General features: G+C 64.3%; 16 protein-coding genes. 11 read left to right on the top strand and 5 right to left on the bottom strand.

Features of this window, described 5'->3' with window-relative positions; genetic code table 11:
• Window positions 1–459: 459 nt before the first annotated feature.
• The 5 genes from rpmI to GY769_16465 all read left to right on the top strand — a co-directional run bounded on the left by rpmI (window position 460) and on the right by GY769_16465 (window position 4,569).
• Window positions 460–654: a 50S ribosomal protein L35 gene (rpmI, locus tag GY769_16485; protein ID MCP4203517.1), complete on the top strand. Its 195-nt coding sequence runs from the start codon at window positions 460–462 to the stop codon at window positions 652–654.
• A 134-nt stretch (window positions 655–788) separates the two neighbouring features.
• Complete coding sequence (gene rplT, locus GY769_16480; GenBank protein MCP4203516.1) at window positions 789–1,163, top strand: 50S ribosomal protein L20; 375 nt, start codon at window positions 789–791, stop codon at window positions 1,161–1,163.
• A 22-nt stretch (window positions 1,164–1,185) separates the two neighbouring features.
• Entirely contained in the window at window positions 1,186–2,220 is a 1,035-nt protein-coding gene (gene pheS / locus GY769_16475) for a phenylalanine--tRNA ligase subunit alpha (GenBank protein ID MCP4203515.1), read from the top strand.
• 23 nt (window positions 2,221–2,243) lie between these two features.
• Complete coding sequence (gene pheT / locus GY769_16470) at window positions 2,244–4,307, top strand: phenylalanine--tRNA ligase subunit beta (GenBank protein ID MCP4203514.1); 2,064 nt, start codon at window positions 2,244–2,246, stop codon at window positions 4,305–4,307.
• Between the two features lie 34 nt (window positions 4,308–4,341).
• Window positions 4,342–4,569, top strand: a complete 228-nt coding sequence (locus tag GY769_16465) for a hypothetical protein (protein MCP4203513.1) — start codon at window positions 4,342–4,344, stop codon at window positions 4,567–4,569.
• Window positions 4,570–4,684: 115 nt separating this feature from the next.
• On the opposite strand, the gene lysM is transcribed toward GY769_16465, so the two are convergent.
• Together lysM and GY769_16455 are read right to left on the bottom strand one after the other, a co-directional pair.
• A complete protein-coding gene (gene lysM, locus GY769_16460; protein ID MCP4203512.1) occupies window positions 4,685–5,188 on the bottom strand; it encodes a peptidoglycan-binding protein LysM in 504 nt (167 codons plus the stop codon).
• A gap of 41 nt (window positions 5,189–5,229) precedes the next feature.
• Complete coding sequence (locus tag GY769_16455; protein MCP4203511.1) at window positions 5,230–5,838, bottom strand: DUF937 domain-containing protein; 609 nt, start codon at window positions 5,836–5,838, stop codon at window positions 5,230–5,232.
• A 324-nt stretch (window positions 5,839–6,162) separates the two neighbouring features.
• Here GY769_16455 and GY769_16450 point away from each other — a divergent pair, with 324 nt between their 5' ends.
• Genes GY769_16450 through serC form a run of 4 tightly spaced genes read left to right on the top strand, consistent with a single transcriptional unit; the run spans window position 6,163 to window position 12,280 of the window.
• Window positions 6,163–9,192: a VWA domain-containing protein gene (locus GY769_16450; protein ID MCP4203510.1), complete on the top strand. Its 3,030-nt coding sequence runs from the start codon at window positions 6,163–6,165 to the stop codon at window positions 9,190–9,192.
• Between the two features lie 26 nt (window positions 9,193–9,218).
• On the top strand, window positions 9,219–9,758 hold the full coding sequence (locus GY769_16445) for a hypothetical protein (protein ID MCP4203509.1): 540 nt from the start codon (window positions 9,219–9,221) through the stop codon (window positions 9,756–9,758).
• A 24-nt stretch (window positions 9,759–9,782) separates the two neighbouring features.
• Window positions 9,783–11,186, top strand: coding sequence for a M23 family metallopeptidase (locus GY769_16440; GenBank protein MCP4203508.1), 1,404 nt, complete (start codon window positions 9,783–9,785; stop codon window positions 11,184–11,186).
• A 2-nt stretch (window positions 11,187–11,188) separates the two neighbouring features.
• A complete protein-coding gene (serC, locus tag GY769_16435; GenBank protein ID MCP4203507.1) occupies window positions 11,189–12,280 on the top strand; it encodes a 3-phosphoserine/phosphohydroxythreonine transaminase in 1,092 nt (363 codons plus the stop codon).
• A gap of 1 nt (window position 12,281) precedes the next feature.
• Here serC and GY769_16430 read toward each other — a convergent pair whose 3' ends face one another.
• The 3 genes from GY769_16430 to GY769_16420 all read right to left on the bottom strand — a co-directional run bounded on the left by GY769_16430 (window position 12,282) and on the right by GY769_16420 (window position 14,811).
• Window positions 12,282–13,568 (bottom strand): alkaline phosphatase family protein, encoded by a 1,287-nt coding sequence (locus GY769_16430; GenBank protein ID MCP4203506.1) that lies wholly within the window; start codon window positions 13,566–13,568, stop codon window positions 12,282–12,284.
• Window positions 13,569–13,683: 115 nt separating this feature from the next.
• Window positions 13,684–13,959 (bottom strand): hypothetical protein, encoded by a 276-nt coding sequence (locus tag GY769_16425; GenBank protein MCP4203505.1) that lies wholly within the window; start codon window positions 13,957–13,959, stop codon window positions 13,684–13,686.
• Between the two features lie 105 nt (window positions 13,960–14,064).
• Window positions 14,065–14,811, bottom strand: a complete 747-nt coding sequence (locus GY769_16420) for a LysM peptidoglycan-binding domain-containing protein (protein MCP4203504.1) — start codon at window positions 14,809–14,811, stop codon at window positions 14,065–14,067.
• 185 nt (window positions 14,812–14,996) lie between these two features.
• Between GY769_16420 and GY769_16415 the strand changes: the two genes are divergently transcribed.
• Both GY769_16415 and GY769_16410 read left to right on the top strand, forming a co-directional pair.
• Window positions 14,997–17,789 (top strand): hypothetical protein, encoded by a 2,793-nt coding sequence (locus GY769_16415; GenBank protein MCP4203503.1) that lies wholly within the window; start codon window positions 14,997–14,999, stop codon window positions 17,787–17,789.
• 31 nt (window positions 17,790–17,820) lie between these two features.
• Window positions 17,821–19,665 (top strand): CRTAC1 family protein, encoded by a 1,845-nt coding sequence (locus GY769_16410; protein MCP4203502.1) that lies wholly within the window; start codon window positions 17,821–17,823, stop codon window positions 19,663–19,665.
• Window positions 19,666–19,709 lie beyond the last annotated feature (44 nt).

The following is a 19,709-nucleotide window of genomic DNA, read 5'->3' as shown; positions in this document are numbered from 1 at the left end:
TTTTCGCATCGGTACGTGTTGAGGATAAGCCGATTCGGCAAGGCAGCCGGGCGGGGGGCTCGCCGCAAGCGCTCGGCAATCCGGCACGAAGGCCACTGTCTGTTTGCGCGCAGCGGCGCGCAGGCGAGGGCCCGACCAGCGCAGGCTGAGAAGCCCGAGGCGGCCCCCGCCCGGCTGCCTTGCCGATCGGCGCCGACGCGCGGCTGAAGGAGCGGCGCGTGGGGCTCGGAGCGAGCCTCTCCGCGCTCGCGGAGGGACCCACCGTTGCGACTCAATCGGCGCACCAACCTCAGAGCCGGTCGACACGGGGATCGACTGCTGCAACGGCCTTTTGGGCGGCGCCGAAGCGCGGACTCGGATCGGGAGGGGACATCTAGGAAAGGTTGCCCCGAGCGTGCTACACTTCGCGGCTCCGGCCGCGGTTCCGAGCCGTGGCCGAGCCTGTCAAGGAGTCAACCAGTGCCAAAGCAAAAGACCCATCGGGGCGCCGCAAAGCGCTTCAAGATCTCGGCTGGCGGCAAACTCGTCCGTCAGCAGTCGATGCACTCCCATATCCTGACCAAGAAGACCTCCAAGCGGAAGCGCCAACTTCGCCAGCAGACGGTCACTACCGGTAAGACAGCGCGCAACGTCAAAGAGATGTTGCACGGCTAGGGAGGTAACCTACCCAAAGAGACCCGTCCGGAACGAACCTGTCCGGCGGTCCGCACCGAGCGACTTGAAGTGAACGGCTCGGTGACTTACCAGCTCGAATCCAATGCGAGCGCCAGAAGGAAACGAGGTTCAAGATGTCTCGAGTAAAACGCGGTAACAAGAAGACCCAGCGCCGAAAGAAGGTGCTGAAGGCGGCCAAGGGATACTACGGCACCAAATCGCGGGCCTATCGTGTCGCGAAACAGGCAGTCGATCGCTCTCGCCAGTTCGCCTACCGGGATCGCCGTCTGAAGAAGCGCAATTTTCGTGGCCTGTGGATCGTCCACATCAACGCCGCCGCCCGCATCAACGGCCTTTCCTACAACCGGTTGATCGACGGCCTCAACAAGGCGGGCTGTGAGATCAACCGCAAGATGCTGGCCGACCTGGCCGTGCGCGACCCGCAGGCCTTCTCCGACTACGCGAACCTCGCCAAGCAGACGCTCGAAAGCGCCGCGGCGGCTGGCTGAGTCGGTGACCGCGGAGGTTGCGGTGCCCAACGACCCGTCCGATCTCGCGCAGCGTCTCGAGGACTTCGAGCGCGAGGCCTCCGCGGTAACCGATCGGACCTCGTGGGAAGAGCTGCGGCTGAAGTGGCTCGGTCGCAAGCGCGGGATCGTTCGCGGCCTGCTCTCCGAGCTGGGCGGCCTTGCACCCGAGAAGCGAAAGACCTTCGGGCAGGCCGTCAACCGGCTCAAGACCACGGTCGAAACGCGGCTGGAAGAGCTCGATGCCGAGCTCGCCGCCCAGGAGAAGGCGGCTTCTCAGCAATCGGCTGCGGTCGATGTCACGCTTCCTGGCCGACCGCCGATGGTCGGCACGGCCCATCCAGTGAGCTTGGTTGTACGCGAGATCGTGGAGATCTTCGCCGGACTCGGCTATAGCGTCGCCGAAGGGCCCGAGGTCGAGGACGATTTTCACAACTTCGAGGCGCTCAACTTTCCCGAAGATCATCCGGCCCGCGAAGAGCAGGACACGTTCTTTCTCGAGGACGGTCGCCTGCTGCGCACTCACACCTCACCGGTGCAGATTCGAACGATGCTCGATCGCGAGCCGCCAATCCGGATCATCTGTCCGGGTCGGGTCTATCGGAAAGACAATGATTTGACCCATTCCCCAATGTTCCATCAGGTCGAGGGTCTGGCGGTCGGCCGCGGCATCACCTTCGGTGATCTCAAAGGTACGCTCGAAGCGTTCTTGCATCGCCTGTTCTCGCCAGAGACCGGTGTGCGCTTGCGGCCCAGCTACTTCCCGTTCACCGAGCCTTCGGCCGAGGTCGACATCACGTGTCCGTTCTGCTCGGGCAAGGGCTGTCGTGTGTGCTCGGACACCGGCTGGATGGAGATTCTCGGATCGGGCATGGTCAATCCGCGAGTTCTTCAGCATTGCGGCATCGATCCAGCTATCTACACCGGTTTCGCCTTCGGCCTGGGCATTGACAGGGTCGCCATGATTCGTTTCGGGATACCCAATATCCGGCTCCTTTTCGACAGCGATGAACGCTTGCTGCGCCAGGTGAGAGGGTAGCCGGTGAGAAAGTCGGTCTGACCATGCAGTTTTCCCGCAACTGGCTCTCTCAATACATCGAGCTTCCGGACACTTTCGAAGCTCTGGCCGAGGGCCTGACCGGAGCCGGCCTTGCCGTCGAGGGCAGCACGACCGCCGGCGACGACATCTACTTCGACGTCGACGTCACCAGCAACCGACCTGATTGCATGAGTCATCTCGGCCTCGCGCGCGAGGTGAGCGCGGTCTTCGGAACGCCGGTGAAGGCTCCTGAAGCTCCCGTGCCCGGATCGGTGAAGATCGAGTCGAACAGCTGGGGCTCGATCGCGATCGAGGACGGAGACGGCTGCCCGCGCTATGTGGGCGTGGTCTTGCGTGGCGTTCGAGTCGGAGCCAGCCCGGACTGGCTGAAGAGCAGGCTCGAGGCGGTGGGAGTTCGCTCGATCAACAACGTTGTCGACGTGACCAACTTCGTGTTGTGGGAGTACGGGCAGCCGCTTCATGCCTTCGATGCCGACAAGCTGCGCGGTGAACGCATCATCGTCAGGTCTGCGCGCGACGGCGAGGTGCTGACGACGCTGGACGAGGAGAAGCGCGAGCTCGACCCCGAGGTCTTGGTAATCGCGGACGCGGAAGGAGCCGTGGCACTCGCGGGCATCATGGGAGGCTTCGATAGCGAAGTCACCGAATCCACGGCCAACGTGTTGATCGAAAGCGCCTATTTCAAACCGACCCGGGTTCGAAACGGTGCCAAGAAGCTCGGCCTTCATACCGATGCCAGCCATCGTTTCGAGCGCGGCGCCGATTTTGAAGGTTGCCTGGAGGCGGCGCTGCGAGCCGCGGCCCTGATTCAGGGTCTGAGCGGGGCGGAGATCGATCCGGACGCGATCGACGTCCGCGCAACGGTGACCGAGCCGCTCGAAGGAACGCTATCGCTCGCCGACCTGTGCACGTTCTCGGGCGTCGGAATCGAAGAGAGCTTCGCCGTCGAGAGGCTGGAGCGGCTCGGTTTCACGCTGCAGCCGCTCGAGAGCGATGAGCCGGCGTGGACAGTCCAGGTGCCGTCTTGGCGGCGTCACGACTTCGAGACGGATTCCTCGGGCCGGGTGTATCCGGCGTACTTCTACGAAGAGGTGCTCCGGATGCGGGGCCTCGATGTGATTCCATCGACGCTACCGGCCATTGGCGGACCGGATCGCGGTTCGGGGCGCTCCCATCGCCGACGCGAAAAGCTGCGTGGATTCCTGGCCGCCACCGGTCTGGCGGAGACCGTGACCTACTCGTTCGGCGCGGCTTCAGCCGATGGGCGATTCGAGAATCTGGTAGAGGGACCGCCGCTGGAGGTCGCCAATGCCCTTTCGGAGCAGTACGCGTACCTGAGACGGTCGCTTCTGCCGAATCTCGTCGAGGGCGCTCTCTTCAACCTGCGCCGCGAGGCGCAGGCTGTGAGGCTGTTCGAGTTCGGGCACGTGTTTCCGGGAACGGGAGCCGAGGTGGATGCTTTGGGCATTGTGATGGGCGGCACGCTGGGCAGTCCCTGGCGGCGTGGCGTCACCCAGGATCTCTTCGACTTGAAGGGGATATTCGAGGATCTGGGTCGCGAGCGGGGAGCGAAGCTGGAGTTCGAGCCTCGCGAGCTAGCGGGTTTCGTAGCCGGCACAAGCGCAAAAGTCGTTCTCTCCTCGGGCTCGGAGAGCCGCCGGCGGGTTGGCTATTTGGGCCGTGTCGAGGAGCCCGATAGTCCGGTACCCCTTTTTGCCGGAGAGATCGAGATCGAGTCTCTGGATCGTGCTGCCGTCGACGAGGTTTCGGTGCCGTCGCGGCATCCGGGAGTGTCCGTGGATCTGACCCTGACGCACGCGGTGGCCACGCCATGGCGCTCGATCGCCGCCGCGATTCGGGAGCTCGCGCCGGCGACGCTCGCGAGTTTCGAGATGATCGACAGGTACCAGGGCGAAGGCGTTCCGGAAGGAGCGGTCAACACGACGATCGCCTTTCGCTACAACGCCGCCGACCGGTCCATGACCCAGGATGAAGTCAATCGATATCACACGCGGATGACCGAGGGACTCGGGAAGAAGTTCGGCTTCGACTCGAGCCGACCTTGAGCCGACCGGAAGGTAGGGAGGTCCGATGGACTCGATGAAAGAGCTGGAAAAGCAGGCCGAACGGCTACTCGGTGAGCTGACCGAGTTGCGCCGGAAGAACCGGGTTCTCGCCGCGCGGGTCAAGAAGCTCGAAAAGGCGAGTGCCGACCTCGAGAATTCCAGGAGTTCCGAGAGCTCGGAGGGGCTCGTCAAGGAGCGAGCGGAAGTGAAGCGCCGTGTCCAGCGTCTGGTGACCCGGCTCGAAAAGCTCGACACGGACTAGCCGGCGCCAAGAGAAAAAGCCGGAGGCTCGACGCCTCCGGCTTTGGAAACCGAGCACCTTTGGAGCGCGGCATAACCAGTCGGGAGGGGACACCAAGGAATGGTGTCCCCGAGGCTCAGTCGGCGAGCGGCGGAATCCGCAGGACCTGCCCCGGGTAGATCTTGTCCGGGTGGGTGAGCATCGGCTTGTTGGCCTCGAAGATCACCGGGTACTTCATCGCGTTGCCGTACTGCTGCTTGGCGATTTTGGACAGGCTATCGCCGCTCTGCACGGTGTAGAAGGTCGCCTCGGGCTCGGGGTTCTCGATCTCGAGCTGATCGTCGACCCGGCCGATACCTTCGGTATTGCCGACCGCCAGAATGATCTTCTCTTTGTCGCCCTGCGAGCCGACCTTGCCGTTGAGCGTCGCAACGCCGTCGTCGACCTTGATCGACAGATCCTCGACCTCGAAACCGAGCCCGAGAACCATCTTGACCAGCCGGCTGGCGGCCTTGCGTTCCTGCATTCGCTCGACGTCTTCGGCACTCGGCTCGCGCACCTCGACGGTGTTTTTCGGCTCGTCGTCGTCTCCGCCGAAGAGCTTGGCTCCGGCGTCTTTCACGAAATCAAACAATCCCATGCTTTTCTCCTGTAAATGAGTAAGAAGTACCGGTGGAGACCCTAGCGCCGTCCACCGAAGAGTTTCTTGAGAAGGCTGCCACCCACTTTCTTGGCGACGTCGTCCATGATTTGACCGTCTCCGTCCGCATCGAGGAGACCACCCAGTCCGCCCAGGCCTGCAGGTAGCTTCTGTTGTAGTTGGCCGCGTTCCTGCCCGAGAGTCCGAGCCAGTGATCCGGCGTCGAAGCCCTGCTGGCTGCGGGCTTTGCCCAGCGCGCCCATGATGACCGGAGCGAGCATGGCGAGAAGCTGTCCCACCTGGCCCTGATTGATGCCGAGCGACTGCCCGAGGCCGTTCTCGACCGCGCCGCGCTTGCCGCCCAGGACGTGCTTGAGAATGCCGTTGCCGTCCGAAATGGTCTGAGAGCTGCCGAGCAGTCCTCCGAGGTTGTCGAGGGCGCTGCCGTCGTGATCTCGGGCGAGAGCGCCGAGAAGCGCTTCCGCGCCGGAGCTGCTCTGAGAGTTCTTGGCCAGCGCTCCCAGCAGCGTTCCGACCGCCGCGGGCACGGCCTTCTTGGCCGCGCCTTCGTCCAGGCCGAGTTGGTTTTGGATCTGTCCCAACTGGCTGGAACCGAGTTGAGACGTGATCAGGTCGAAGATTGAGTCCATTTGTCTGCTCCTTGGAATTTATTTGAAACCGAGGACACCGCGGACGCAAATCCGCGGAGACTCGGCTTGGCTTTGAATTAAGATCGAGGCCTGGCTCAACGGATGCCGGGAACGGCACCTGGATTGGCATTCTAGCACGCGGTGCTTGGCGATTCGGGTTGACGGGCGTGCCGACGAGCTCAGCTCGATTGCCGGATTGAAACCACGATGAACAAAGAGGAGTCGAGACCTCGGCACACCTATGCAAGCGGGTCGAGCCGTCACGAGCCTGGAACCAGGCCTCAGGGGACCGTGGGCATCGACTTTGCTACGAACGGACTGAAGATGTCGCGTGCGGGAGTCCAGAAAACTCGGTGGAGGTGTCTCCGGCTCCTGTCGTTGCTGGGTCTGCTCTCGGTTCCGCTTGCCGCGGAGCGGATAGAAATCGAGATCCCGGTGGGCACGACCGAGGGAGGGCAGGCCATTTCGGCGGAGGACGTGACCGTCGAGGTAGCGGGTCGTGCGGCCGAGGTGCTGTCGATTCGCGACGGCCGGCCGTCATCTCGGGTGGTCATCTACGTCGATGATCTTCTGTCGCCCCCTCTCTCGGTTCACAATGGTCTTCTCGAGCTGGCCGAGCAGGCGTCGAGTCTGGTGGGCCTCGGCACGGTCGAGGTGGTCTCCGCGGGCGAAGAGGTCAGACGATCGGTCCCGCCGACCCGTGCGCCCGAGCAGCTCGCCGAGGCGCTGGCCTGGCTGCGGTTGCGGACCAAGAGCGAGGGCGGGCAGCTGGTCGTTCGGGAGCGCTTCGTCGAAGAAGCACGCCTGGCCGATCTGGTCGGCAACGAGCATCTGGCGATCTCGGCGACCGGCGGGCAGCGGCTGGCCGAGATCGCGTCGCTGGTTCGTGAGGCGTTGGCCGAAGAGGCCGAGCTGCTGGGTCGTCACCGCAACCAGCTTCTGGCCTGGGCCGCGGAACAGGCCTCGAGCGAGCCCAAGATGCTCTTACTCGTGGGAGGGGGGTTCGATCTCGATCTCGAGCAGTTCTACCGCGAGATCTTGAGGCCGTTCGAGCTCGCGGAGCTGGTGGACGATCAGGTGACTCCGGAAATCGCGCCGACGATAAACGACTTGGCCAGAACTCTCTCGGCAGTCGGTTGGACCATCTGGTCCTATAGCCCCGAGGCCGCGCAAGATGCGCTGCTCGAAGGCGGCGAGGAGAAGGGGCCGGCCGAAGTGACGACCACGTACGAAGGTGGCCGAAGAGTCGATCGCACGGTGATCACGCCGCGTTTTGACGCCTTAGAGGGCCTTAGAAGGCTGTTGGGCGGTAGCGGCAAGTCGGTCCCGGAAGCGGCGCTGCTGGAGCCCCACGAAGGCCTTCGGGAGCTGACCAGAGAGACGGGTGGCAGCGTGCTGGTGGACCGTGCTCAACTCGAGAGCGCATTCGATGTCCTCAGCCGGCGTCTGGTGGTGACGGCCGAGTTGCCGGTCGAGATTGCGGATCTGGTAGCCGCACAGGCAGCGGTGAGGCCGAGCTCAGGCGACGCCGACCGAGCCCTCGGCCGCCGGTGGGTGAGTCCGGGCATGCCGGAGCTGCTCAGCGTGGTGCGGGCCCAACAGTTGCTGGACGGCGATTCGGCGGAGGGTGGCCTGTTCGTCGAGGCCATTGCGGAGGAAGCTGCGGATAGCGGCTCGCTCCGGCTCGAGGTCATCACGGCTCGCAACGTGGAGGAGTCCGAAGGCTTGCCCTTCGAGAGACTTCAGGTGACGACGGTAGCGTTTGAAGCCGACGGCCGGTTGTCGAGCGAGAGGCGCGAGCTGAGGGGCGCGCAGATCTCGGACGGCGCGTTCTCGGTGGATCTCGGGTCCACGGTATCGCCGGACTCTCCGGTGGTCGTGATCGTCGAAGATCTGCAAAGCGGGCAGTGGGGCGGGGCCTACGCTTCATTGGTGGCGGCGAGCGGCTTCGACGTCCTCGGATCGCTCGGTGGGCTTCTCCCAGCGCCGCGAGCGGTCCACCTTCTGGCGCCTCGCGAACCCCTCGCTATCGGTAAGGTCCGGATCGAGACCGTGCTCTCGGACCGGGTCAGTAAGGTCGAGTTCTACCTCGATGGCCAGCTCGAGACGGTTCGCAAGTCGCTACCTTTCTCGGTGCCGGTGACCCTCGGAAAGTATCCGGATCGACACAGTGTCGAAGCGGTGGCCTACGATTCGGGTGGGCTCGAGATCGGACGCGATCGGCTGATTCTGAATGCCGGTACTGGGACCTTCAGGGTGCGTATTGTAAGTCCGGAGGACCCCGGCGAGCCGGGGTCGCTGCTGACCGGACCGGTGGTCGTCCGCGCGGCGGTCGAGATGCCCCGGGGCTCCGAGATCAATCGGGTCCAGTTCTACTGGAACAACGAGCTCTTCGCCACCAGGTTCGCGCCGCCGTTCGTGCAGCGCTTCCCGATTCCGGCCGACGGACCTTCGGGGTTCTTCCGCGTCGAAGCCCTACTAGCGGACGGTTCGCGGACCGAGGATGTTCTGTTCATCAACAGTCCGGGCGGCAGCGAGCGAGTACGAGTCGAGCTGGTGGAGCTCTTCACCGTGGTCACCGACCGGCAGGGCCACCCCGTGACGAGTCTGCCTGCAGAGGCGTTTCGAGTCTTCGAGGACGGGGTCGAGCAGGAGGTGGCGACCTTCAGTGAGGCCGGCGACCTGCCGCTGACCGTGGGCTTGGCGATCGACTCCTCCGCGTCGATGTTCGTGAAGCTGCCGGACGTGCAAAAGGCCGCGGCGAAGTTCGTCAACGAGCTCCAATCCACCGAGGACCGCGCCTTCGTGGTTCGGTTCGGCGGCGGGCCCCAGCTGGTACGCGACACGACCATGGATCTGTCCGGTGTCGAGAAGGCGCTGTACACGCTCGAGCCCGATGGGCGGACCGAGATTTGGAAGGGCATCGTCTACTCTCTGGTCCAACTGCAGTCCGTGCCGGGCAAGAAGGCTCTGATCGTCTTTTCCGACGGGGCCGACGAAGATCCCGATTTCTCGTATCGGACCTGCCTACGTTTCGCCCGGCGGGTTGGCGTGCCGGTCTACGTGATCGTCTCGAATGACGAGATCTACCGAACCGAGGGCAAGGGCCTGACGATCCGGGGTTTCATGAATCGGCTCCAAGAGCTGGTGAGGTCGGTCGGAGGGCGGGTCTTCGTGACCCGTGTGGGCGGAGACCTGAGTGCGATCTACGGCAAGATCGACGAGGAGCTGCGCAGCCAGTACTTGCTGGGTTACTACGCCCGAGATGCCGGCGGAGAGCGTTTTCGAGAGCTCAACGTCGACGTGGACGGAACGGGGCTCAGGGCCCGGACGATCGCCGGCTACTACCGATAGGCCTTTTCGCTTATCCTCTAGCCGAGATGTTTTGGAAGAAGCTCTTAGCCGAAGGTGAGACCGCCCAGCCGACGGCTGGCGATACCGAGACCGTGCGGCGGATCGTCTCGAAACTCGAAGCCATGGAGCCCGATGAAGCTCGATACGTGGCCGCTTTCGCTTACATCCTCGGCCGTGTGGCGCACGCGGACCAGAACATATCGGCCGAGGAGACCGCAGCCATGGAAGCCGCCGTCGCCCGCTTTGGAGGCCTGGGGGACGACGAGGCGATTCTGGTGGTTCAGATCGCCAAAAGCCAGAATCGTCTGATCGGAGGCACCGAGAACTTCCTGGTAACCCGGGAGTTCGCAGAGATCGCCTCACCGGACCAGAAGGAGCACCTTCTGGACTGTCTGTTTGCGATCTCGGCCGCCGACGAGTCGATCTCGGCGACCGAGGAGACCCAGATTCGTCAGATTGCCAGCGAGCTGGGATTCTCGCATCGGCAGTACGTCGTGGCGCGATCCAGATACTCGGAGCATCGTGAAGTGATGAAGTCGTTTCGCCGTCAGACCGGGGAGAGGTAGTCCGCTGTGGAGGCCCATCGAGCTATGAGCAGCCTGGACTCCAGACGGCCCTCGCGATCGCCAAGGCGATTCGTCGGTCTGCTTCTTGTCGTCGCGGCGTTGGCTCTCGGGCTTGCTCTCCTGCGCGCGGGAACGGCGCCGGTGGTCGAGCTCGAGTCCGCACAGCCGGGAATCGGCCGGAAGTCCGAAGTGACGGTGCACCTCGAAGCCTCCGGACGAGGTCTGGGACAGGTACTGGTCGAGCTGGTTCAAGGGGAGCGCCGTACGGAGTTGGCCCAGCGCAGCTATCGAGCGCGGGCGCCCTGGGCGTTCTGGGGGGCGCGCGATACGGCCGACAGCATTACTGTAGAGGTGGGCCGCGACGCCCTTGGCGAAGCGCTGCAGGAAGGCTCGGCGGTCGTCCGAGTCGAGGCACGGCCGCCACCGGCCTGGCTGCGCAAGGGGGAAGTGGCAGTCGAAGAGCGGGAGTTCACGGTCCTGCTGCGTCCGCCGGCGCTGGGTGTCTTTTCGAGCCAGCACTATCCCGCCCAGGGGGGCTGCGAGCTGGTCGTCTACAGCGTGGGTGAGACCTCGATTCGTGACGGCGTCGCGGTTGCCGACGGATGGTTTCCCGGGTTCCCACTGCCGGGAGCTCCCGCCGGACAGCGGTTTGCTCTTTTCGCCGTGCCCTTCGACCTCGACTCGACGGAATCGATCCGCCTGATTGCCGAGGATGCGGTCGGCAATCGGGCGGCGGTGGCCTTTGTGGATCGACTGCAACAGCGCGCCTACGATCGGGATCAGATCAAGCTCTCGACCGGCTTCATGTCCAAGGTCGTGCCCGAAATCCTCGCCAACTCGCCGTCGGTACGGGAGGCGAGTGACCTGCTGAGCACCTATTTGAGCATCAATCGCGACCTGCGAGCCCGCAACACGCAGGAGCTGTCCGACCTGGCTGCTCGGAGCAGGCCCGAGTTTCTCTGGAGCGAGTCCTTCTCGGGGCTGCCGAACGCCCAGGTGATGTCCTCCTTTGCCGATCGGCGCACCTATTCCTTCGAGGGAAAAGCGGTGGATCAGCAGGACCACCTGGGATTTGACCTGGCCTCGGTGAAGAGAGCTCCGGTTCCGGCCGCCAACCGGGGCGTGGTGGTGCTGGCTCGCTACTTCGGGATCTACGGCAACTCCGTGGTCGTCGATCACGGCTACGGCCTGATGAGCCTCTATGGACACCTCTCGACCCTCGAAGTCGAGCCCGGCCAGCAGGTCGAGAAGGGACAGTCCTTGGGCAGGACCGGCGAGACCGGGCTGGCCGGTGGCGACCATCTTCACTTTACGATGCTGCTCCAAGGCAAGGCCGTGAACCCGGTCGAGTGGTGGGACGAGGCCTGGATTCGGAATCGCCTGAAAGCCAAGCTGGGGCCGGCGTTCGCTGGAGCCGGGAGTCCCTGACGATGTCGACTCGGGTCCACAACTTCGGCGCCGGCCCGGCAGCTCTGCCGCTGGCAGTCATCAACCGGATACACAGCGAGCTTCACGACTTCGCCGGCACCGGTCGGTCGATCCTCGAGCTCAGCCACCGGAGCCCCGAATACAACCGTGTGCATGAAGGGGCGAGATCGCGCCTCCTGCGGCTGCTCGACGCGGAGGCTGATTTCGACGTCCTTTTCATGGGCGGCGGAGCGCGAACTCAGTTCAGTCTCGTACCGATGAATCTGCTCGAGCCGGGGCAGCAGGGGGACTACCTGGTTACCGGGCGCTGGAGCGAGCTCGCGTTAGCTGCCGGCGAGCAAGCGGGAGCTGCTCGCTCGCTATGGAGCGGCAAGGATGAGGGCTATCGTGCGGTGCCCCGGCGGGTCGAATACAAAGTCGGCGACGACGCGGCCTATCTTCACTACACGAGCAACAACACGATCTACGGCACTCAATACCCGGCCGCTCCCGAGGCCGACGGTGTTCCGCTGGTCGCGGATGTGTCGTCCGACTTCCTGAGCCGGCCGTTCGAGCTCGCCGGGCACGCTCTGGTGTACGCGGGCGCTCAGAAGAACCTGGGGCCGGCCGGAGTCACTGTGGTGGTCATCCGGCGCGATGTCCTCGAGCGAACGCGCACGGATCTCGCGGACATGTTCAGTTACCGAGCGGTTGCCGCCAAGCGCTCTCTCTTGAATACGCCGCCGGTGTTTGCGATCTACGCCATGGGCTTGGTTCTGGAGGATCTGGAGGCCCGGGGTGGCCTCGTAGCCGCGGACCGGCGAAACCGAGAGAAGGCGGAGATTCTCTACCAAGCTCTCGAGCGCTCGGACGGCTTCTATGTCGGACACGCAGAAGCCGAGAGCCGGTCGTGCATGAACGTGACTTTCCGGATCGCCGGCGATGACCTCGAGCCGAGGTTCCTCGAAGAGGCCGAGAGGCGCGGCCTGGTGGGGCTCAAGGGGCACCGGTCGGTGGGCGGCATCCGAGCCTCGATCTACAACGGCGTCGAGCTGGCTTCGGTCCAGGAACTCGCGGGCCTTCTGGACGAATTCCGCTCCGCGGCCGGCTCCTAGCTCAATCCCGGTCCAGGAGCTCCGCGGCGCGGGCGGGGTCGCCGCTGTTGTCGGCCGGCTCCAGCCCGAGGGCCGCGCACATGACGTTGTAGAGGTGGTAGTTCTCGATCGGGCCGATCTTCGCTCGGCTGCGGAAGGACGGCCCCTTGGCGATCAACAGGGCTCCCATCGACTCGCGCCATTGGTCGTAGCCATGGGAGCCTCCGTCAAAGCAACGAGGGCATTGGGCGAGATGGTCCCTGGTAGTGACGCTCCAGCCGGCGTCGGCAATGCCCACGATTCTCGGAATGCGCTCGTGGCCGGAGAACTCGAACCGGTCGGGGATCTCATCGCGACCGTAGACGGCGAGATGTGGATGAGCCCCGGCGAGCGCTCTGAAGACCTCCTCGACGTCTTCGTCCGATGGCCACAGGCCGAGGATCGGACTCCAGTCGACGACCCCGGCCGTCTCTGGATCGACATAGTCGTCGAGAAAAATGATCCGGCTGCCGGAGGTCGCCGCCATGCCGTGGTCCGAGACGATCATGAGATTGACGCTCGATTCCAAGCCGCGCCGCTCGAGGCCCTCGACCAGTCGTCCCACGGCCCGGTCGACAATGCTCAGTGCCCTTGCCAGCTGTTTGGAAGGCTGCGGTCCGTAGCGATGGGCACCGTCGTCGACGTTCGAGAAGTAGAGCGTCAAGAAGGCGGGCCGCTCCGGAGGCGGTAAATCGAGCCATTCGAGAATCAGGTCCACCCGGTCCTCCGGACTCATATCGCCGTCGTAGGTCAGATAGTACGAAGGACGGACCCCGAGAATCTCGGCCTCGCTGCCGGGCCAGAACAGCGGCGCGGTGCGGAGGCCCTGGCGCTCGGCCGTGACCCAGATTGGCTCGCCTCCGTACCACTTGCCGTCGCCCACCGCCTTGCGGTTGGAGAGGCCGAAGCGCTCACGGCTGCCTGGATCGAAGACATTGTTGGCCACGAGACCGTGCTCGGCGGGCCGCAGCCCGGTAACGATCGTGTAGTGGTTCGGAAAGGTCTTGGTGGGGAAGGACGGGATCAAGCGCTCGGCGTGGACCCCCTCGGCGGCGAGCCGCGAGAGCGCCGGGGTGACTCCACGTTGGAGAAAGTCCCAGCGAAACCCGTCCAGGCTGACCAGGATAAAGGCCGGCGGGTTGTCAGGCAGCCGATCTTCCGGGGCGACCTTGGCCTCGGGAGTGCTCGGAGTGGGCGCCGTGGCGCAGCCGACCGCGATGACGGCGAAGCAGGCGGCCACCAGTTGCTTGAGGTTTCGGGTTCGAAGCACTCGCGCTTCGGTCCTTGCGGGCTCTACTCGGCGCCGTCAGCGGGTGCAGTCGAGGAAGACGCGCCCGCCGGGGCCGGAGACACCCTCGGTTGCGAACCGGCGAGGTGGTAGAGGCTCAATCGGCCTCGGGTCGGCCTTCCTCGTCGTCTTCGGTTTCTTCCGCCTCGTCTTCGACGACTTCCAGGTTGTCGTTGAGCACGACCTCGGTCTCTCGGACGGCTGAGCCCCAGTCAATCGTCGGATCGTTCGCCGGGTCGTTTTGCGGCACCTCGAGGGCCTCGGCGAATTTCTTGGCTTCGCGCCGCTCGGTTTTTCGCGCGTGCTTTTCGCGTCTCTTCTGCTGGCGGGCCCGCTCGCGCTGGCGACGGACCATGGATGCTTGATTAGCCATAAATACCTCACAATGGCTGCCGGCTTCCGCGCCGACGGTCCAACAGCCCACTGCCAGTGTAGCAAACCCGGCGTCTGCCGTGCGCGGAGCCGACCCGTGCCACGCCTACTTCGAGACGGGAACTTCGAGGAGCTGGCCGGGATAGATCTTGTTCGACTTGAGGCCGTTCTGGCTCTTGACCGCGGCTACCGTGGTGTCGTGTCGGCTGGCGATCCGCCAGAGACTGTCGCCACGATCAACGAGATAGGTTCGGACCGGCCGGCCCGACACGAGGCTCTCCAGGTACTTTCTGTACGGCTCGGGGAAGACGGCCACGTGGTAGTGAGGCGGCCTGCGCTCGTAGGTTGCTTCGAGCACTCCCTGCGCCTCGAGCGACAGCAAGACTCGCTCCAGCCATGCCCGGCAGCCCCTGTTGTTGGGGCGACGCAGATCGAGCGCCATGCCGGTGGGGTGGACTGAGCGCGGCGACGCGTTGCGAGGCTGGTAGTTACGGGGGCGGGTCAAGCTGGTGACCACCATCTCCTCACCGCAGGCGGCCGAATACTGCTGGCCCAGGCGCTCGACGAACAGCTTGACCTCGGGGCGCGAGTAGGGGAAGGAAACGCCCTTGAGACGGTAGACGTGATTGGAATGGACGGGCACGAGCCAGCCGTTCGTGACGAACCGCTGCACCTGATTCTTGGTGCTCAGAAACGTGAAGTCGTGGTTTCTCGCTTGGACGTTCTGCCGGTCGAGAGAACGGGTGGTGCCGCGAAGGCTTTCGGCCCGGGCCGGCACCGCCAGCAGCAGGAGGATCGACGCAGCCACACCCGCGATCGTCCGTTCCCGCAGTGTACCGATCCCTATCCTCATGGCGGCCTTTCCTGAGCACCGCCGCGCCAGTCGCATGCTGCCTGGGCGGCAAGACGCCGCAATCTACCACAAACAAAGGACAACCTGCGAATCTCAGCGCTTCGCTGGCCTAACTTGGCGAGGCTTCGAGGCGTGTCCCGCTGTTAGTATCCCGCTTGGTGCGTCGCACCCGGCGAGGTTTCTCAATGGCGAAACGAGACGAGCGGCCACACGCACGCCAGCGCGGTAACCAGCGCCGAGCCATCGGACCCCGGCTGCGCAAGGTGCTTGCCGTCGTCTTCGGCTTGTTCGCGTTGCTCACGGTCAACTCCGTCTACCTGGTCGGCGTGAGACTGCTCGAGTGGTCGCGCGGCGAGGTCTACCAGAACTGGTTCTACCTGGTCATGTTTCTGGGTCATCTGGTGCTCGGTCTGGTGCTGATTCTGCCCTTCATCGTGTTTGGCGCGGCTCACACGCGCAACGCCTACAACCGCCCGAATCGGCGAGCCGTCTGGGTGGGCTACGGGCTGCTCGCGGTGGCGGTGGCTCTGCTGGCCTCGGGCGTGGTGCTGACGCGGATCGAGGGCGTGATCGTGGTCAAGGACCCCGCCGTGCGTTCGGTGGCGTTCTGGATCCACGTCCTCACTCCGCTGGTTGCGGCCTGGCTGTTCGTGCTCCATCGACTGGCGGGCCCGCGGATCAAATGGCGTGTCGGCGGCCGCTGGGCCGCGATTGCGGCGGCGGTCGCGATCGTGCTTCTGGTCTTGCAGGCCAAGGATCCGCGCAGCTGGAACGTGGAGGGACCGGCCTCGCGTGAGCAGTACTTCTTCCCGTCGCTGGCTCGGACCGCGACGGGCGACTTTATCCCCGAGCGGGTGCTCATGAACGACCGCTATTGCGAGTCTTGCCACGAGGACTCACACGAATCCTGGACCGCGAGTGCGCACCGGCTGAGCTCGTTCAACAACCCGATCTACCGGTTCTCGGTCAGGGAGACCCGTAAGGTCGCGCTCGAGCGGGATGGCGATGTTCAGGCGGCCCGGTTCTGTGCCGGCTGTCACGATCCGGTGCCGTTTTTCAGCGGCAAGTTCGACGATCCGAACTTCGACGACGTCAACGATCCCACCGCGGACCAGGGCATCACCTGTACGGCGTGTCACGCGATCACTCACGTCAACAGCCTCAGAGGCAACGGGGACTACACCCTCGAAGAGCCCCAGCACTACCCGTTCGCGTTCTCTGACAGCAAGGCTCTACGGTGGATCAACGAGCAACTGGTCAAGGCGAAGCCTGAGTTCCACAAGCGCACCTTCCTCAAACCGCTGCACAAGACGCCCGAGTTCTGCGGCGGGTGCCACAAGGTGCACTTGCCGGAAGAGCTCAACAAGTACAAATGGCTTCGCGGACAGAACCACTACGACTCGTATCATCTGAGCGGCGTTTCCGGCCACGGCGTCGCCAGCTTCTACTATCCGGACAAAGCCGAGCACAACTGCAACGGCTGCCACATGGCGCTGGCGCCGTCGGATCAGTTCGGAGCACAGGACTTCGACGACTCGGGAGAGCTCAAGGTCCACGATCATCTGTTTCCGAGCGCCAATACCGCGGTTCCGCAGCTGCTCGGTTTCGGTCCCGAGGTGACCGAGGCGCATGAACGGTTCAACGAAGGCGTCATGCGAGTCGATCTCTTCGGGATAAAAGAGGGCGGCCGAATCGATGGTGAGCTGATCGCGCCGCTACGGCCGGAGGTTCCCACTCTCGAGCCCGGCCGGAGTTATCTCCTCGAGGCGGTGATCCGGACGCTCAAGATGGGGCACCATTTCACCCAGGGGACCTCGGACTCGAACGAAGTCTGGCTGGACATCACCGCCTCCTCGGGAGACCGCGTCGTGGGCAGAAACGGCGCGATGCGCGAGGACGGCCTCGTCGATCCATGGTCGTTTTTCGTCAATTCCTATGTTCTCGATCGGAATGGCGACCGTCTGGATCGGCGCAATGCACAGGACATCTTTGTGTCGCTCTACAACCACATGATCCCTCCAGGTGCGGCCGATGTCGTCCACTACAAGCTGGACGTGCCAGCGGACGCGGTTGGCAGCCTGACTGTCGACGTCGAGCTCAAGTTTCGCAAGTTCGACGCCATCTTGATGAAGTACATCTACGGTGAGGACCACGTCAACCAGCTGCCGGTCATGGTTCTGGCCACGGACTCGGTAACGTTTCCGATCGCCGCTCGTCGAGAGACCGTCGGCAACGAGCCTTCCGATATCCCGGAATGGCAACGCTGGAACGACTATGGCATCGCACTGCTGCGCAAGGGCGGCAAGACGAAGGGCGAGTTGCGCCAGGCCGAAGTCGCTTTCCGCCAGGTCGAAGCGCTCGACCGCCCGGACGGGCCGCTCAATCTGGCGCGGGTTTACATAGCGCAGGGAACGGTGAGCGATCAGGCCATCGTGGCACTCGAACGCGCCGCGGCGTTCGACCCTCCCGCGCCGACCTGGTCGGTCGCCTGGTTCACCGGTCTGGTCAACAAGCAGAACGGGTTTCTGGACGAGGCGATCGCCAACTTCCGCTCGATCGTCGATCTGGACGACGCCGAGACCCGCAGCCGCGAGTTCGACTTCAGCCAGGACTACAGGCTGCTCAATGAGCTCGGGCAAGCCCTGTTCGAGCGGGCCAAGCTGGAGCGGCGCCGAGAAGGCGGTCGGCGCGAGGAGCTTCTGGGACAGGCCCGAGACGAGTTCTTGAAGGTGCTGGAGCTCGAGCCGGAGAACGTCACCGCGCACTTCAATCTCGACCTCATCTACAAGCAGCTCGGTGAGCGCGAGCAGGCGCGTCATCACTTTGAGCTCTATCGCAAGTACAAACCCGACGACAACGCCCGGGGCCGGGCCATCGCCAAGCACCGGGCGGAGAATCCAGCGGCCGATCACGCGGCCGAAGCGATCGCGATCTATGACCTCCAGCGGGCGGGGGCCTACGGGCTGAGCGGAGAGTAGTCGCCCTGGTAGTGACAAGAGGAAACTGGGGATGAAGGACGAGGACAAAAGGCCCGACCTGCCCGGCGCGGAAAACACCACCGGTGACGACGCCGTTATCGGGGTGTGGTTCAGACGGTCGCTCGTTGTGATTGCGGTGATCGCGCTCCTGATGGCGGCCGTGCTTCTGTGGCGGGCGAGGCCCGGCGAAGAGAAGGCCGAGGTCGAGATCGAGACCGAGGCCCCCGAGCGCGTGGTCGAGACCTCTGTGGCGCCCTCGATTCCCTTCGCCGATGTCACGCTCGAAGCCGGCGTCGACTTCGTCCACACGAACGGCGCCGAAGGCGGAAAGCTGTTGCCGGAGACCATGGGCTCCGGAGCGGCGTTCTTCGACTATGACAACGACGGCGACCAGGATCTTCTGCTGGTCAACTCCAGCTACTGGCCTACAAGCGGCCACAGCAATACCGGCGTTACGAGCAGGTTGTACGCGAACGACGGGTCCGGAGCCTTCACCGATGTGTCACGCGAGGTCGGCGTGGGCGTCTCTCTGTACGCCACCGGTGTTGCGGTAGGTGACTACGATGGCGATGGTCGTACGGATGTGTTCCTGGCGGCGGTCGGAGAGAATCGGCTGCTGCGCAACACCGCCGCCGGCTTCGTAGACGTTACGAGCAAAGCCGGAGTTGCCGGATCGCCGGAATCCTGGTCGTCGTGTGCCGCTTTCTTCGACGCCGACAACGACGGCGATCTCGATCTCTACGTTTCGAACTACGTCAAGTGGTCGCGGGAGATCGACGAAGAGGTCAACTATCAGTTGACCGGGGTCGGGAAGGCCTACGGCCCCCCCGTAAACTATGAGGGGACGTATCCCTTCTTCTATCGCAACCGAGGCGATGGCACCTTCGTGGACGAGTCCGAGGCCGCCGGCGTGCGCATCAGCAACGAAGCCACAGGAGTTCCGGTGGGCAAGGGGCTGGGCGTGCTGCCGATCGACCTGGACGGCGACGGCCTTCTGGATCTATTCGTCGCCAATGACACGGTGCGAAACTTTCTCTTTCACAATCTGGGAGATGGGGTTTTCGAGGAGGTGGGGGAGTTCTGGGGGCTCGCCTACGGCCGCGAGGGCGAGGCCACCGGCGCGATGGGCGTCGACGCCGGCCACTTCCGCAACGACACCGAGCTCGGCTTCGGTATCGGCAACTTCGCCAACGAAATGACCTCGCTGTACCTGTCGCAGGGAGATCCGACGTTGTTCGCCGACGAGGCGATCGGCGAGGGTATCGGAGCCCCGAGCCGGCTGGCGCTGTCGTTCGGACTGCTCTTCCTCGACGCCGATCTCGACGGCCGGCTCGACATCGTTCAGACCAACGGCCACCTCGAAAGCGAGATCAATACGGTCGATCCCAGCCAGACCTACGAACAGGCTTCGCAGCTGTTCTGGAACGCGGGACCCAACGCTCGAGCCGGCTTCGTATCTCTGACAGGCGCCGGCGTCGGCGACCTGACCCGCCCGATTGTCGGACGTGGCAGCGCCTACGCGGACATCGATGGGGACGGGGATCTGGACCTGGTCATGACCCAGACCGGCCGCCGGCCTTTGCTGCTGAGAAACGACCAGAGTCTCGGCAACCACTGGCTGCGTGTGCGACTGCTCGGGAAGGCGCCGAACCGCGAAGCGATCGGCGCCCGACTGGTCCTTTCAGCGGCCGGAACCACGCAGCGTCGGACCGTGACCCCCACCAAGAGCTATCAGTCGCAGTCTGAGCTGCCGGTGACCTTCGGTTTGGGAGACGCGCAGAACGTCGAGTCGCTGATCGTGATCTGGCCCGACGGAACCGAGCAGGAGCTCGCGGTCGACGGAGTCGACCGACTGTTGGAATTCGAGCAGCCTTAGCTCGGCCAAGAAAAAGGCCGGCGCTCGGCGCCGGCCCTTTCGTT

This window comes from bacterium, assembly GCA_024224155.1.
Lineage (GTDB): Bacteria > Acidobacteriota > Thermoanaerobaculia > Multivoradales > JAHEKO01 > CALZIK01.
Note: the sequence above shows the minus strand (reverse complement) of the source record. Positions and strands in the feature narration are given on the sequence as shown.

Coding starts and splice junctions, on each gene's coding strand:
- rplT (MCP4203516.1), top strand. CDS start 789: ATGTCTCGAGTAAAACGCGGTAACAAGAAGACCCAGCGCCGAAAGAAG.
- pheT (MCP4203514.1), top strand. CDS start 2,244: ATGCAGTTTTCCCGCAACTGGCTCTCTCAATACATCGAGCTTCCGGAC.
- GY769_16455 (MCP4203511.1), bottom strand. CDS start 5,838: ATGGACTCAATCTTCGACCTGATCACGTCTCAACTCGGTTCCAGCCAG.
- GY769_16450 (MCP4203510.1), top strand. CDS start 6,163: ATGTCGCGTGCGGGAGTCCAGAAAACTCGGTGGAGGTGTCTCCGGCTC.
- GY769_16415 (MCP4203503.1), top strand. CDS start 14,997: ATGGCGAAACGAGACGAGCGGCCACACGCACGCCAGCGCGGTAACCAG.
- GY769_16420 (MCP4203504.1), bottom strand. CDS start 14,811: ATGAGGATAGGGATCGGTACACTGCGGGAACGGACGATCGCGGGTGTG.
- GY769_16465 (MCP4203513.1), top strand. CDS start 4,342: ATGAAAGAGCTGGAAAAGCAGGCCGAACGGCTACTCGGTGAGCTGACC.
- serC (MCP4203507.1), top strand. CDS start 11,189: ATGTCGACTCGGGTCCACAACTTCGGCGCCGGCCCGGCAGCTCTGCCG.
- GY769_16410 (MCP4203502.1), top strand. CDS start 17,821: ATGAAGGACGAGGACAAAAGGCCCGACCTGCCCGGCGCGGAAAACACC.
- lysM (MCP4203512.1), bottom strand. CDS start 5,188: ATGGGATTGTTTGATTTCGTGAAAGACGCCGGAGCCAAGCTCTTCGGC.
- GY769_16425 (MCP4203505.1), bottom strand. CDS start 13,959: ATGGCTAATCAAGCATCCATGGTCCGTCGCCAGCGCGAGCGGGCCCGC.
- GY769_16445 (MCP4203509.1), top strand. CDS start 9,219: ATGTTTTGGAAGAAGCTCTTAGCCGAAGGTGAGACCGCCCAGCCGACG.
- GY769_16440 (MCP4203508.1), top strand. CDS start 9,783: ATGAGCAGCCTGGACTCCAGACGGCCCTCGCGATCGCCAAGGCGATTC.